This window comes from Enterobacter sp. JBIWA003 (assembly GCF_019968825.1).
Taxonomy (GTDB): Bacteria; Pseudomonadota; Gammaproteobacteria; order Enterobacterales; family Enterobacteriaceae; genus Enterobacter; species Enterobacter quasiroggenkampii.
Genome location: NZ_CP074170.1, coordinates 24,685 through 38,835, shown reverse-complemented (window position 1 = coordinate 38,835; position 14,151 = coordinate 24,685). Strand labels below are relative to the sequence as shown.

The window sequence follows — 14,151 nt, the reverse complement described above, 5'->3', positions numbered from 1 at the left end:
ATGATTGTATTAGAAGAAGCCGTTATGGAAATTATCGTCAATGCTGGCCAGTCACGCAGCCTGTGCTTTGAGGCGCTGCACGCGGCGCGCCAGGGCAACATTGACGAAGCCAAAAGCCTGCTGCGCGAAGCCGACGGCTATGCGCGCCAGGCGCACAAGATGCAGACCAAACTGATCGAGCAGGACGCGGGTGAAGCCCGCCAGCCGATGACCTTAATTATGGTGCACGCGCAGGATCATTTAATGAATTCGTTATTAGCGCGTGAATTGTCTGAAGAAATTATTCATTTATATCAGAGATAGTCTATGGCGAAATAAATTAATGTAATACCTCTGTACCTAAAACTAGAAATCCACTTGTTCTGATGATAGCGACATATTCTGTCAGATCGGAGCGGGATGGTTATTTTCTGAATAAAATTAAACTATATTGAGATAACCATGAATACGATTAAAAAACTTCCATTAACCATGGCGGTTATCGCCGCGCTTTGCCCAATTTCCGTGCTCGCACAAGAATTCACCCAGGAGCAAATCGACGCCATTGTGGCGAAAGCGGTGGATAAAGCCCTGGCCGAGCGCCAGGCCAAAATGGATGCGGCGGTCGCGAAAAAAGCGGACGTGGTGACCGAGCCGCAAAGCGCGGCGCAATCCCCGGACATGGCGATTCCGTTCGGGATTAAATTTACCGGCTACGCCCGCTACGGCGCGCACTTCCAGGCCGCCGATCAGAAATACGTGGCTGTCGATGGCTCCTACAATGGCGCGTCCGCGATTGGTCGTCTGGGTAACGAAGGCAACGGCGGCGAGTTCCAGCTCTCTAAAGCCTTCAAGAGCGAAAACGGCGCCATCTGGGACATCAACGTGATGATCGACCACTGGGGCGACGAAGTTAACCTGAAAAAGGCCTACGCCGGGGTGACCAATATTATGGCCTCCAACCCGAACGCCTACTTCTGGGCCGGTCGTGACTTCCACCAGCGTCCGCAGCAGGGCATCAACGATTACTTCTGGATGAACCACGACGGCCAGGGCGCCGGGGTGAAGAACTTCGACATCGGCGGCGTGCAGTTTGACGTCGCCGCCGTGGCGGCGGTGGAATCCTGTAGCCCGGAAGTGATGGAAGACGAAGCGAACCCGTCGCGCATCACCTGTACCGGCGGTTCCGGTACGGGCGACAAAGGCAACTACGCCGCGACGTCTAAAATCCACGGCATGAAGCTCGGTCCGCTGGATCTGGAGCTGTACGCCAACTACGGCTTTGACTCGAAAGCGGTGGAGAGCGACGAGCGTCTGAACGCCTAGCAGGGCGGCGTGGTGCTGAGCCACACCAACGACAGCGGCGTGAACAAGGTGATCGCCCGTTACTCCGATAACGCGGACAACAGCGTGTTCAACAAAACCGAGGATCTGACCACGGTCTACGCCAGCTTCGAAGGGCTGTATAAATTCACCCAGGCCACGCAGGTGGAGTACATCCTCGCCTTCCACGACTATGACAACAGCCGCGATAAGACCGACAACCGTAAGAACTACAATGCCATCGTGCGCCCGATGCACTGGTGGAACGACGTTCACTCCACCTGGCTGGAAGCAGGCTGGCAGCACGTTGACTATGATAACGGCGGCGACAACAAGGGCTGGAAGCTGACCCTGTCGCAGAACATGTCTATCGCCATGGGGCCAGAGTTCCGTCCGATGCTGCGCTTCTACGTGACCGGCGGCAAAGTGGATAACGCACGCACCGCGCGCGTGAACAACACCAAAGACGAGACGCTCGACGACTTCAACGTCGGCGCGATGTGGGAGGCGTGGTTCTAGTAGAGCTTCGTTTGTTTCGCCCGGCGGCGCTGCGCTTGCACGGGCCTACAAGGTTTTGTAGGCCGGGTAAGCGTAGCGCCACCCGGCAAGATCCCATGTTATGCTAGAAAAAAATCAACATAGCAGGGGAGAAAATGGGTTCCACACGTAAAGGGATGCTGAACGTCCTGATCGCCGCCGTTTTATGGGGCAGTTCCGGCGTTTGCGCGCAGTACATCATGGAGAAAAGCCACATTTCTTCGCCTTACCTGACCATGGTTCGCCTGCTGTTTACCGGCGTGATCCTCCTGACGCTCTCCTTCGTTCACGGCGACAAGATTTTCTCGGTCATCAAGCATCGCAAAGACGCCCTCAGCCTGCTGTTTTTCTCGCTGGTCGGCGCGCTCACCGTGCAGCTCACCTTCCTGCTGACGATTGAAAAATCCAACGCCGCTACCGCCACCGTGCTGCAGTTTCTGTCGCCAACGATTATCGTGGCGTGGTTCGCGCTGGCGCGGAAAACGCGCCCCGGCGTGTTTGTTCTGTCCGCAATTGTGACCTCGCTTGTCGGGACGTTCCTGCTGGTGACCCACGGCGATCCAACCTCGCTCTCCATCTCGCCAGCCGCGCTGTTCTTTGGCATCGCCTCGGCGTTTGCCGCGGCGTTTTACACCACCTATCCGTCAACGCTGATTGCCCGCTACGGCACATTGCCGATTGTCGGCTGGAGTATGTTGATTGCCGGGTTAATGCTGACGCCGTTCTACGCCGGGCGCGGGACGACCTTCGTCATTGACGGCAGCCTGCTGCTGGCGTTTTTCTATCTGGTGGTGATCGGCACCGCGCTGACGTTCAGCCTGTATCTGAAAGGCGCGCAGATGATCGGCGGGCCAAAGGCGAGCATTCTGAGTTGCGCCGAGCCGCTGAGCAGCGCGTTGCTGTCGGTGATGTTGCTGGGCGTGGCGTTTACCCTGCCGGACTGGCTGGGGACGCTGCTAATCGTGTCGTCGGTGGTGCTGATTTCGATGGATTCAAGAAGACGGGTGAGGACATCGGCGTAGCCTGATGTCCCCTCATCCCGGACTGTACACCCCAAAGGGGCGAGGGGGAAAAGACCGCCCCGAGCAGTCCCCTCTCCCCTGTGGGGAGAGGGTTAGGGTGAGGGGAAAATTGACTACTTAGCTTTAACCTTCCCCGCCACCAGCAGCGCGGTCAACAGCATCAGCGTGCCGGAAATCACCAGCGGTGACGTCAGCCCCAGGTGGTCGAGCGCCACGCCGCCAATCGCCGCGCCGCAGGTGTTTGCCAGCTGGATCACCGCCACCTGAATCGACCCGGCTTTTTCCGCCTGATCGGCGAGTGAGCGGGTGATCCACGTCGACCAGCCCACCGGCACCAGCGCAAAGGCAAAGCCCCAGATAATCGCAATGGCAGACGCGACCCACTTATCGCTGCCCCACAGCACCAGCACCGTGGCGCTCACTGCCAGCACCAGCGGCGCCCCCGCCAGCGCCACCTTCAGGGAGCGCTTCAGGAACTGGGACGACAGCGACGTGCCGACAAAGCTGGCAATACCGAAGCTCAGGAGCACCAGCGTCAGGCCGTCGACGTCAAACCCCGCCATGGTCATATACACCGGGCGGATATAGGTAAAGAAGGCAAACTGCCCGGCAAAGGACATAAAGATCGCGGTCATCCCCGCCAGCACGCCGGGGCGCTTCAGCAGGCTGAACATGTTCTGCTTGTGGTGCGCCGCTTCGCCCGGCAGGGACGGCAGCGCCTTCCACACCCAGATAACGCAGAGCAGGCCCATCACTGCCGCCGCGTTGAAGACGTTACGCCAGCCGATAATCCCGCCGAGGAAGCTGCCCAGCGGCGCGGCAATCACCAGCGCGATAGAGACCGCGCCAAATATGACGGACAGCGCTTTCGGCACGGTGCGCGCAGGCACCAGGCGCATGGTCAGCGAGGCGGACATCGCCCAGAAGCCGCCGAGCCCCAGCCCCAGACAGGCGCGCCCCAGCAGCAGCAGGGTAAAGCTTTCCGCCAAGGAGACCAGCAGGCAGGAGAGCGTCAGCAGCACGCTGAACAGAATGACCACTTTGCGGCGGTCGATGGTGCCAATCACCTGGGTGATAAACAGGCTGGCAAACATCGCTACAAAGGCGGTGACGGTAACGGACTGCCCCGCCACGCCTTCGGAAATGCCCAGATCCTGCGCCATCGGCGTCAGCAGGCTCACCGGCAGAAACTCAACGGTAATCAGGCAGGCGACGCAGAATGCCACGGCGAAAACGGCCGACCAGTTGGGGCGTGAAACCTCGCTGGTCTGCGGTCTGGTCGAGGGCTGGATATGTTCTGTCATGGCGTCACCTGAAGATAAAAACGTGCGGAAAAGTCGCGCAGTTTATCATCAAAAGTGTGACGAATTTAACGTTTAGACAACTTTTGTGGTTTTTAGAGGAGATCAGTGCAGGTAAAACACGCCCTCTTCCGGCAGGAAGAGCTGGTTATAGCGCAGCTGGAAGGCGTTCAGCTCCTGCGGATCGGGCTCCATCTCGCGCATAAAGCCGAGCGCCAGACGAATTTGCGCATCGGTGATCGGCGCGGCCAGGCGGGCTTTACGCAGCAGGCGGTGCCACGTGTGCAGGTTCTCTTCACTGCCGTCGACAATGCAGACCTGCCAGATCAACAGCACCTGTGCGGCGTTTTGCAGATGCGCCTCGTCGGGGCGCTCAAGGTAGCGGATAAACTCATTGCCCGGCGTTTTACCGAACTGATCGATCATCGACTCGACCGGCATCGGGGTGATGCCCAGACGCTCGCTTAAACGTTTGATGGCGCGGCGGGAATCTGAGGTCAGGACGCGAAATCCCACCACAAACACCACGGCAAGCGTTGCCAGCATTATCCAGACCATGCGTTCTCCTTTGACTAGCCGCTCATCATAGCGGGAAACGCACCGCGTCGACAGCAGGCAGAACCAGAATAGTGCACTGAAAAGACGTTGCAGAACGGGGGATAAGGTATTAATGCCGTCGGCGGAAATAAAAAAGCCCGGCATCACACACCGGGCAAAGAAGTTACCTGCACACTCAGGCTGTTTTTAATTTCTGCGCACGATTCTCACGGCGAATTTTACGTTCTTCCAGTACGGCAACCATCGCCATCAGGACGATACAGCCGATCGCTGCTGCATCCAGCGCCGCGAAGGTGCCCGCCCAGCCGGTGAGGCCGAAAATTGGCGTGCCGTCGGCGATCATCCCCAGACCCAGCTTGGCAAAGCTGTCGCCGATCAGGTAGGCGAAGGTACCCTTGATCCCGTCGGCGGCGCCGATCGCTTTTTTCGGGACGAAGCCCACTGCCGCCACGCCGATCAGCAGCTGCGGACCAAACACCAGGAAACCGAGCGCAAACAGGGATGCGAGGTAAACGTACTGGTTGCTGGCGTGCTGGTAAACGCCCAGCGTGGCGATAATCAGCGCCAGCGCGATGCAGGCCACCAGCGCGCGACGGCCGTTGGCGAGGTCGGAGAGCCAGCCCCACAGCAGCGTGCCGACCAGCGCGCCCACTTCGAACAGGGTGAAGCCCTGAATCGCCACCTCTTTAGAGAGCTTCAGCTCCTGGAAGGCGTACACGGTTGACCACTGGTCGATGCCGATGCGCACCACGTAGAGGAAGATGTTCGAGAAGCAGAGCAGCCAGATCACTTTGTTTTTCAGCACGTACTCAACAAAGATCTGCCATTTGGTCATCTCGTTCTCTTCGGTCTCTTTGTCCTCTTCGCTGATCTCCTCGCCGAACAGCTCTTCGGCTTTGCCGAGGCCGTAGGATTCGGGGGAGTCGCTGCCGAAGCGCAGGCCGATAAAGCCGACAATCAGGGCGATAATCGACGGGAAGATAAACATACCGATGACGTGGCCGTCGAACAGGTAGTTTGCGCCAAACAGCGCCACGCCTGCCGCACCCGCCCCGCCGAGGTTATGGGAAATGTTCCACATGCCGAGGTACGACCCTCGCTTGCGGCGCGGCGTCCATTTGGTGATGGTGGAGTAGCTGCACGATCCGCCGGTACTCTGGAAGAAACCGCTCAGGGCGTAGAAGGCGATCATCAGGAACAGGCTAACGGACCCTGCGCCCATGCTGGCGCTGAAGCCGAGCATACAGATGGCGGAGAGGATCAGCATAAACGGCAGGAACTGCTTGGTGTTTTTGCCGTCCGCGTAGTAGGAAACGACAGTTTTCCCCACGCCGTAGGTGATGGAGAAGCCCAGGCCAATCATCCCCAGCTGCGTCATGCTCAGCCCGTAGGTGGAGATCATGTCGTTCTGCGCGATATTAAAGTTTTTGCGGATCAGGTACATGGTCAGGTAGCCGATGAAGACCACCAGATAGGACTGCATGAACGGTTTGAACCACATTTTGCGCCGCACATCGAGCGGCAGATCCAGGGTCGGCTTGCGCACCTGATTTAAGAAGGCCAGCATGGTTGGTTTACTCCTGAGCTGATTTTTGCAGCATTGTAAAAATCAGCCGGGAGAGATGCCTGAGACAGCGTCCAGGTAAAACCGGGAAAATTTCTTAGTTTTGCGCCACTCGGGGTGAAAAGGTGAGGCGCATCACATCACACTGGCTTCACGCGGAGCCTGGGCATGTAAAAACGGCAGCAGCAGCAGGGCGGAAATTCCCGCCGCGATGGCAATCACTGCGAAGAAGCCGCTCCAGTGCCAGATGTCGATGACCCGCGCCAGCGGCCAGCCGGAGAGCGATGCGCCGAGGTAGGCAAACAGCCCGACAAAGCCCGTCGCCGCGCCTGCCGCCTCTTTGTGGGAGCACTCTGCCGCCGCCATGCCGATGAGCATTTGCGGGCCAAAGACGAAAAAGCCGGTGGTGAAGAAGCACGCCGCCTGCATGACGTAGCTGGCGAACGGCATCAGCCACAGCGAGCCAACAGAGAGCAAAATCCCGGCGGCAAAAATCAGGTTCATCGGGCCGCGGTTGCCGTTGAACAGCTTATCCGAGCCCCAGCCCGCCACCAGCGCGCCGATAAACCCACCCAGTTCGAACATCGTGACCGCCGAGTTAGCAGTGACCAGGTCCACGCCGAGCGTCTCGGACATGTACAGATTGCCCCAGTCGTTGATGGCCGCGCGCACCACGTAGACCAGCACGTAGCAGAGCGAGAGGAGCCAGATGTAGGGGTTTTTCAGCACATATTTGGTGAGGATCTCCTTGCGGGTCAGCCCCGCGCCCTCCTGCTGTTGGGCAATCTCCATCTCGTCGTGCCGCCAGTCGCCCACCGCAGGCAGGCCCACGGTTTGCGGCCTGTCGCGCAGGCGCCAGCAGAGGAACAGCCCGGCGACAATCGCCAGGCCACCCGCAATCATCATCCCCGCGCGCCAGCCGTAGTGCAGCGCCGCGGCACCCACCACCATCGGGATCAGCGCCCCGCCGACGTTGTGCGCGGTGTTCCAGACGGCCCACCAGCCGCCGCGCTCGTTGCGCGAGTACCACGCCGTGAGCAGGCGGGCGCAGACCGGCGCGCCCCAGCCCTGGAAGAAGGCGTTAAGCGCCCACAGCAGGGCAAAGGCCCACAGCGAGGTAGAGAAACCAAACAGGATGTTCACCACGCCGGTGGCGATCAGCCCTACGCCCATGAAATAGCGCGCGTTGGAGCGATCGCTGACGATGCCGGAGAAGAACTTCGACAGGCCGTAGGTGATGTAAAACAGCGTCGCCAGCAGGCCGATGTCGGTGCGCGTCATCACGCCGCTGGCGAGAATTTCCGGCGCGGCGGCGTTGAAGCTTTTGCGGGTGAAGTAGAACAGCGCGTAGCCGAGCCAGATGGCGATCAGAATATGGCGACGCCAGTAGCGGTAGCGGGTGTCGATTTCCGCTTTGTCGCCAATCGGCGCGGCGCTGGCAGGGGTTTTAAACATGATAACTCCGTAGCGGCAGGCTGACGCTGACGCGCGTCCCGTGGGTGCAGGAGAGGTTCAGCGTGCCGCCCAGCGCCTTTACGCGCTCGCGCATGCCCGCCAGGCCAAAGCCCTGGTGGCCGGAGCCCGGCGGCAGGCCGCAGCCATCGTCTTCAATTATCAGCATCAGGCGTTCGTCCTGCTGCCAGCCCTGTATCGTGACCGCGCTGGCATTGGCGTGTTTAACAATATTGTTCAGCCCTTCCTGACAGACGCGGAAAAGGGTCACGCGCTGGCCTTCGCTCAGCGCAGATTCGTTAATTCGCCAGTCGAGATGGCTGACAATGCCGCGGCTTTCCAGCTCCATCTCGCGCATCAGGGAACGCACCGCCTGCTCCAGCGACAGGTCGTCGAGCTGGCGCGGACGCAGCCTGCCGAGCAGGCGTCGCACCGAGTCATACACGCCCAGTGAAAGCTGCTCGATATGCGCTCCGCCCTGCTTCACGCCCGCGTTTTCCGCCGCCAGACGCTGGACAATGCCCGCCTGGGTGCGGATGGCGGTGATCGTCTGGCCGATGTCATCATGCAACTCGCGGGCGACCTCCTGCCGCACGCTCTCTTCGGTCTCCAGCAGGCGTTCAGCCAGACGCCGGTTGCGCGCCAGCTCGGTTTGCAGGGACTGGTTCAGCTCGCGCAGGCGCTGAATGCCCGCCCCGAGCAGCAGCCCGGTCAGGCTCTGGGCCAGCAGCGAGAGTAGCAGATCCACCGGATGGTCGTGCCAGGTCTGGCTGGCAATCAGCGCGATAGCGTTCATCAGGGTCGCGATCAGCGCCCCCTGCCAGCCGTAGTGCCAGGCCAGGGCGATAATCGGCAGCGCCAGGCAAAACGGGGTAAAGCGTGAAAGCTCGGCAGGTAAACCCAGCTGAAGCCAGAGGCTCACCACGAACAGCAGCAGATACCAGATGAGATGCCGGGCGCGCCAGTTCACCGGTTGGGACACCAACCCCGGACCAAGCGGCTGCCAGACGGTGCTGGAGAGGTAGTGCCAGATAACGAGGCAGGTCGGCGCGAGCGTCAGGCCGCCGGTGAGGGTGAGCAGCAGCGCGTTGAGCATCTCCCTGTCGCCGACCCACGGCAGGGACTGCAGCAGCGCGGCGGCAATCAGCGCCGCCCCCTGACGCAGCAGCGTGCGCCAGTCGCGCTGGTGACGGTAGCGGGAAATGAGCGCAACCGGGAGAAGCGTAAGCAGGCTTCCGGTCATCAATAATGGCAGATGCGCCAGAGCGACTTCCTGCGCCAGCCAGACCAGCAGCAGCCACTCTGCGCCCAGCAAAACGGGCCAGTAGCCGCGCGGGCACTGGAGCATTAGCCCCAGTCGCAGGCCGAAGGGAAACAGCAGTACAGCCAGCTCCGGGCGTTCCACCAGGTGCAGGCTGATGCTCCACAGGCAGAACCACGCGGCAGAGAAGATAAAAAAGCTCGCAACGACGGCGATCAGCCGCGAAAACACGGGACTCATTGCCAGCTGTCGAACATGCGGCGCGCCAGCTCGACGTCGTTGCTGACGTTGAGTTTTTCCATCAGGTTGGCGCGATGGACGTGCACGGTCTTCGGCGACAGATCCAGCTCGGCGGCAATCTCTTTTACCGACATCCCCTGCGCGAGCTTCTCAGCCACCTGACGCTCACGTCTGGTGAGCGGATCCTGTCGTCCGGCCGCCAGCTTGATGGCGATATCCGGCGTCAGGTAGCAGCCGCCGGTGGAGACGGTGCGCACGGCGGCAATCAGCTCGTCCGGGCTACAGCGTTTGGAGAGGAACCCGCGCGCGCCCGCGTTGAGCGCCTGCTCGACCAGCGCCGGGCTGTCGTGGACCGAGAGCATAATGGTCGCCATTCCTTTCGGCAGCTGGCTTAACAGCTCCAGCCCGGAGAGATCTGGCATCGAAATGTCGCAGATACAGACCTGCACCCCGCGCCCCGGCAGGCCCGCCAGCGCTTCGCGACCGGAGCCAAACTCGGCCACGACCTGGAAATCCGGTTCGAGGTTGAGAAGCTGGGCAAAGCCAGAGCGGACGATAAGGTGGTCGTCGATAAGGGCGATGGTGGTCATGTGTGTTCCTGCGGTCTGAAAAAGCCGGATGGCTCTGCGCTTATCCGGCCTACAAGAGCGAAAGACGCCTACCTTAAGCGATCTATTCGAAGAACACCGCAATTTTGTTAAACATGGTGGGATCGGACTGGTTGCGCGCCACGTTGGTGACGTCCTCCAGCTTGTCGATCTGCGCCATCATCTGCTCCAGACGCTGGTCATCGTTGACCAGTAGCCAGATGCGGCTGTGCTCGCTGCCCTGAATCGGCAAACAGAGAATGCCTTCCACGTTAAACGCCCGGCGGGCAAACAGCCCGCAGACGTGAGTCATGACGCCAGGGTGGTTGCGGACGGTGAGTTCCAGAATGACGTTATCATGTTGTTTCTGCATGGCTTATTCTCCCACCATCTCAGTATTTGCCGCACCCGGCGGCACCATCGGATACACTTTTTGTTCAGGGTCGATACGGACGTGGATCAGCGCCGGGCCCGGACGCGAGATCGCCGCCTGCAGCGCCGCGTGGGCATCCTCTTCCGCGTTCAGATCGCAGGTGTGCAGGCCAAAGCCGGCGGCAATCTGCATAAAGTTAATCATCCCCGGATAGGTTGCCGCAAACACGCCCTGCTTGTAGAACAAGCTCTGCTGCTGGTGCACCAGGCCCAGCGCCTCGTTGTTCATCAGGATGATTTTTACGTCTAACTGGTTTTCGGCTGCGGTCGCCATCTCCTGAATGTTCATCATCAGGCTGCCGTCGCCGGAGAAGCAGATGACCTTGCGGTCCGGATTCGCCAGCGCCGCACCAACTGCTGCAGGCAGACCGAAGCCCATGGTTCCCAGACCGCCAGAGGTCAGCCACTGGCGTGGACGGTTCAGCGGGTAGGCCTGGGCGGTCCACATCTGATGCTGTCCCACGTCGGTGGTGATAATCGCGCTGTCGTCCACGCAGGCGGCCACGGCGTTGATCAGGCCGTAATGGCTCAGCGGGTCGCCTTCAGTTGGGATCGCGCCCGGGAACTCGCGCTGCAGATCGGCCACCAGCTGGCGCCAGTCGGCGCGATCGGTCGCGTCGGTTTGCGGGATCAGCTGCGCCAGCACTTCGGCTACGTCCCCCTGAATCGCCACGTGCGGCTGCTTGATTTTACCCAGCTCGGCGCGATCGATATCCACGTGAATGATTTTGGCATTCGGGCAGAACTGCTCGGTTTTGCCAATCGCCCGGTCATCAAAACGTGCGCCCATAACAATCAGCAAATCCGCCTCTTGCAGGATGTAGTTGGTGCTGCGCGCGCCGTGCATGCCCAGCATCCCCAGGGACAGCGGGTGCGCTTTTGGCAGCATGCCGAGCGCCATCAGGGTCATGGTGGTCGGCAGGTTGGCTTTTTCCGCAAACTGGCGGATTTCATCCGCGGCGTTGATCGCCCCGCCGCCCAGATAGAGCACCGGACGTTTGGCGGCGTTAATCATGGCGGCGGCGTCGCGCACGCTCTCAGCGCTGAACTCCGGCGCAGGGGCACGTTCACCCGGCTCCGGCAGAATGTCGATCTCAATTTCTGCGGTCTGGACATCCTTAGGAATGTCTATCCACACCGGGCCCGGGCGGCCGGACTGCGCAATGCGGAACGCATCGCTGATAACCTGAGGAAGCTCGGCGATGTCGCGAACTAAATAGTTATGTTTGGTGATGGGGATAGAGATGCCGTAGGTATCCACTTCCTGGAACGCATCGGTACCGATCATCGAGGACGGCACCTGGCCGGTAATGCAGATCAGCGGAATGGAGTCGAGACGCGCGTCGGCGATGGCGGTGACCAGGTTGGTTGCGCCCGGGCCGCTGCAGGCCATACAGACCGCCGGTTTACCCTGCGTGCGCGCCATGCCCTGAGCGATAAAGCCTGCCCCCTGCTCGTGGCGTGCCAGCACGTGACGGATCTGCGTGCTTTGGCTTAACGCATCGTACAGCGGCAGCACCGTGCCGCCGGGGATGCCCGCAACCGTGGTAATGCCCTGTCGCTCCAGCAGATGAACGATCAGCTGCGCGCCGGTAAAACGCGTCTTGGTGGATGTTGTGCCCGAACTTGCCATGCTCCAGTCCTTTTCTTCTGAGCCGACTTTCCGGGGAGGGTCCTAAACGAAAAACCCCGCCCGGTTTGCGCCGGCGGGGTTTTGGATTCGTGTGTTGATCCAGTCCCTACGGCGCATTGCCGACGACCACCACCACACGCACGACGACCACTGCGGCTGGTTGCGCAGTTTTTAGTAGGGTCGAAGTGAAGATGGATGAAGTCATTGGGGACCTGTGTTTGGAATCATTGATTGAATTTATACAAACACAGGTTTTCGGGCGTGACAATGGAAAAATTTTCATCTGCGCAAAAATGCGTCAGGGATCACGTTTCGTTTGTTGGATGATGAAAACAAAAAACCCCGCCTAAGCGAGGTTTTTATCAGGGTTTTGCGGTTGGTCGCCGCAGAACACACTGTGTTACGTCAACGCAAAAAAGTATACGCGATCGAAGACGAACGCGCAATTCCGGCACGGATTTTGACGTTTTTGAGTATGGATCGCCTTTCGATTTTTGTCCAAAAAATACTGTTCATGCATACAGTATTTATCTATACTGAGGGTGTTCGCAGTGAGCGAGGGGGCCGCAGTTCTACCGGCGCAACGAAGTCCTGGCTGAAACGGGTGGTGCCGTCAGTGCCTTAACCCCTGAAGTGAGCACACTGTGTTACGTCAATCCAGGTGCTGGCAACAGGCGGCGGAAAGGTACGCCAGCATCGTGCTCCTTTTAACCAAAAGGAGACGCGTATGAGCGTAGTGGATATGGTGATACTTATCCTCAAACTCATTGTTGCAGTACTGCAACTGCTTGATGCTGTCCTGAAATTCGTTCGGTAATTCAGGTTCAAGTCGCACCTGAGAGGGGCGGGCAACCGCCCCTCTTTAATAACGAGGGAATGCTATGTCGCGTCTGTTAATTGAGCCTGTCACACCGGATGAGCCCGGGTATATCGCCCTGAAGGCGGAAAGTATTGCACTGAATTTTAACATGCTGCGCAGGCTTGAAGAGAGCTGGCAGCGGGGTGAGAACCGCTTTAACGCGCCGGGTGAAAAGCTGTTAGGTGCGTTTCTTAACGGCAAGCTGGTGGGCGTGTGCGGCCTCAACCGCGATCCGTTCAGCCAGCAGCCGCGCGCTGGACGTATTCGCCATCTCTACGTCAGCGAGAAGTGCCGCGGGCTGGGGATTGGCAAGCAGCTTTTAACCGTCGTGATGGCCGATGCCAGCATCTGGTTTGATTTCCTCAATACCCATGCGCCGGACGCTGCCTACGGGTTTTATCGCCGGGCAGGTTTTACGCTGGTCTCGGACGAACCGCGGGTGACGCACCGCCTTTTTTGTGCGGTGTAACCGGCTGGCAGCTTCAGGACGTGAATGTTACAGTTGAGTGACAATTCATCACCCGATACGCCATGACCATCACCGTATTCTGCATTTTGCTGTTCGCCGCCCTGCTGCATGCCAGCTGGAATGCCATTGTCAAAGCCGGAACGGACAAGCTCTATTCCGCGATTAGCGTCAGCGGCTCCGCCACGCTGATTGCCCTGGTGCTGCTCCCCTTCTCTCCACAGCCCTCTGCCGCAAGCTGGCCGTTTTTGTTAGTCTCCTGCGCCTTACAGGTGGTGTACACCGTGCTGGTGGCAAAGACCTATCAGGTCTCCGATATGAGCCAGACCTATCCGCTGATGCGCGGCACCGCACCGCTGCTGGTGGCGCTGATCAGCGTGCTGGCGCTTGGCGATCGTCTCTCCTGGCTCGCCTGGTCCGGCATTGGGGTAATTTGCCTGTCGATTCTGGCGATGGCGATGAACGGGCGCATGCAGTCGCGCAAGGGGATCTGGCTGGCGCTGCTGAATGCCTGCTTTATCGCCGGGTATACGCTGGTGGACGGCACCGGCGTGCGGCTGTCGGACACCGCGCTGGGCTATACGCTGTGGACCTTCTTTATGAACGGCTTCTGCCTGCTCGGCTGGGCGATGGTCGCGCGTCGACGCGAGGCATCCGGCTATCTGCGTCTGCACTGGAAAAAGGGGCTGCTCGGCGGCGTTGGCACCATGGGCTCGTACGGTCTGGCGCTGTGGGCAATGACGCAGGCACCGCTGGCGGTGGTCGCGGCGCTGCGGGAAACTTCCATACTCTTTGGCGCGCTGATCGCATTTTTGCTTTTAAAAGAAAAGGTTGCGGGCCTGCGCATCGCGGCGGCGCTGGGCATAGCTGGCGGCGCCATTCTGCTGCGCCTGGCGTAAAGCACTGGCAACATTAGTTGCCGTTCTTGTTTACAAAT

The 14,151-nt window shown here is 59.8% G+C and carries 14 protein-coding genes and 1 pseudogene; 6 read left to right on the top strand and 9 right to left on the bottom strand.

Annotated features, from left to right (window positions below; translation table 11 throughout):
* The 3 genes and pseudogenes from KGP25_RS00185 to KGP25_RS00175 all read left to right on the top strand — a co-directional run bounded on the left by KGP25_RS00185 (position 1) and on the right by KGP25_RS00175 (position 2,861).
* On the top strand, positions 1-303 hold the full coding sequence (locus KGP25_RS00185) for a PTS lactose/cellobiose transporter subunit IIA (RefSeq protein ID WP_028015653.1): 303 nt from the start codon (positions 1-3) through the stop codon (positions 301-303).
* Between the two features lie 138 nt (positions 304-441).
* A pseudogene (locus KGP25_RS00180) lies at positions 442-1,821 on the top strand (carbohydrate porin).
* Positions 1,822-1,955: 134 nt separating this feature from the next.
* A complete protein-coding gene (locus KGP25_RS00175) occupies positions 1,956-2,861 on the top strand; it encodes an EamA family transporter (protein ID WP_008500138.1) in 906 nt (301 codons plus the stop codon).
* A 113-nt stretch (positions 2,862-2,974) separates the two neighbouring features.
* Here the strand turns inward: KGP25_RS00175 and nepI are convergent, their stop codons facing one another.
* From nepI to ivbL, 9 genes are all read right to left on the bottom strand, one after another.
* Positions 2,975-4,165 (bottom strand): purine ribonucleoside efflux pump NepI, encoded by a 1,191-nt coding sequence (gene nepI / locus KGP25_RS00170; protein WP_223539740.1) that lies wholly within the window; start codon positions 4,163-4,165, stop codon positions 2,975-2,977.
* Between the two features lie 102 nt (positions 4,166-4,267).
* Positions 4,268-4,720 carry a DUF1198 domain-containing protein gene (locus tag KGP25_RS00165; RefSeq protein ID WP_008500140.1) on the bottom strand — a complete coding sequence of 151 codons (453 nt, stop codon included), beginning with the start codon at positions 4,718-4,720 and terminating at the stop codon, positions 4,268-4,270.
* A 175-nt stretch (positions 4,721-4,895) separates the two neighbouring features.
* Positions 4,896-6,287, bottom strand: coding sequence for a hexose-6-phosphate:phosphate antiporter (gene uhpT / locus KGP25_RS00160; RefSeq protein WP_039024528.1), 1,392 nt, complete (start codon positions 6,285-6,287; stop codon positions 4,896-4,898).
* Between the two features lie 132 nt (positions 6,288-6,419).
* Positions 6,420-7,739 (bottom strand): MFS transporter, encoded by a 1,320-nt coding sequence (locus KGP25_RS00155; protein WP_045907946.1) that lies wholly within the window; start codon positions 7,737-7,739, stop codon positions 6,420-6,422.
* A complete protein-coding gene (gene uhpB / locus KGP25_RS00150) occupies positions 7,732-9,237 on the bottom strand; it encodes a signal transduction histidine-protein kinase/phosphatase UhpB (protein WP_196352878.1) in 1,506 nt (501 codons plus the stop codon). Before uhpB ends, KGP25_RS00155 begins: the two co-directional genes overlap by 8 nt.
* Positions 9,234-9,827, bottom strand: a complete 594-nt coding sequence (gene uhpA, locus KGP25_RS00145) for a transcriptional regulator UhpA (RefSeq protein ID WP_022646555.1) — start codon at positions 9,825-9,827, stop codon at positions 9,234-9,236. Before uhpA ends, uhpB begins: the two co-directional genes overlap by 4 nt.
* 82 nt (positions 9,828-9,909) lie before the next feature.
* Positions 9,910-10,197: an acetolactate synthase small subunit gene (gene ilvN / locus KGP25_RS00140; protein WP_008500144.1), complete on the bottom strand. Its 288-nt coding sequence runs from the start codon at positions 10,195-10,197 to the stop codon at positions 9,910-9,912.
* A gap of 3 nt (positions 10,198-10,200) precedes the next feature.
* The gene (ilvB, locus tag KGP25_RS00135; protein ID WP_223539739.1) at positions 10,201-11,889 is read right to left on the bottom strand and encodes an acetolactate synthase large subunit; all 1,689 of its coding nucleotides are present in this window, start codon (positions 11,887-11,889) and stop codon (positions 10,201-10,203) included.
* A 106-nt stretch (positions 11,890-11,995) separates the two neighbouring features.
* The gene (gene ivbL, locus KGP25_RS00130; protein ID WP_057979964.1) at positions 11,996-12,094 is read right to left on the bottom strand and encodes an ilvB operon leader peptide IvbL; all 99 of its coding nucleotides are present in this window, start codon (positions 12,092-12,094) and stop codon (positions 11,996-11,998) included.
* 522 nt (positions 12,095-12,616) lie between these two features.
* Here ivbL and tisB point away from each other — a divergent pair.
* From tisB to KGP25_RS00115, 3 genes are all read left to right on the top strand, one after another.
* Positions 12,617-12,706: a type I toxin-antitoxin system toxin TisB gene (tisB, locus tag KGP25_RS26775; protein WP_008500146.1), complete on the top strand. Its 90-nt coding sequence runs from the start codon at positions 12,617-12,619 to the stop codon at positions 12,704-12,706.
* Between the two features lie 64 nt (positions 12,707-12,770).
* Positions 12,771-13,217 carry a GNAT family N-acetyltransferase gene (locus KGP25_RS00120; protein WP_025910712.1) on the top strand — a complete coding sequence of 149 codons (447 nt, stop codon included), beginning with the start codon at positions 12,771-12,773 and terminating at the stop codon, positions 13,215-13,217.
* 62 nt (positions 13,218-13,279) lie between these two features.
* Positions 13,280-14,113, top strand: a complete 834-nt coding sequence (locus tag KGP25_RS00115; protein WP_045909373.1) for an EamA family transporter — start codon at positions 13,280-13,282, stop codon at positions 14,111-14,113.
* Positions 14,114-14,151 lie beyond the last annotated feature (38 nt).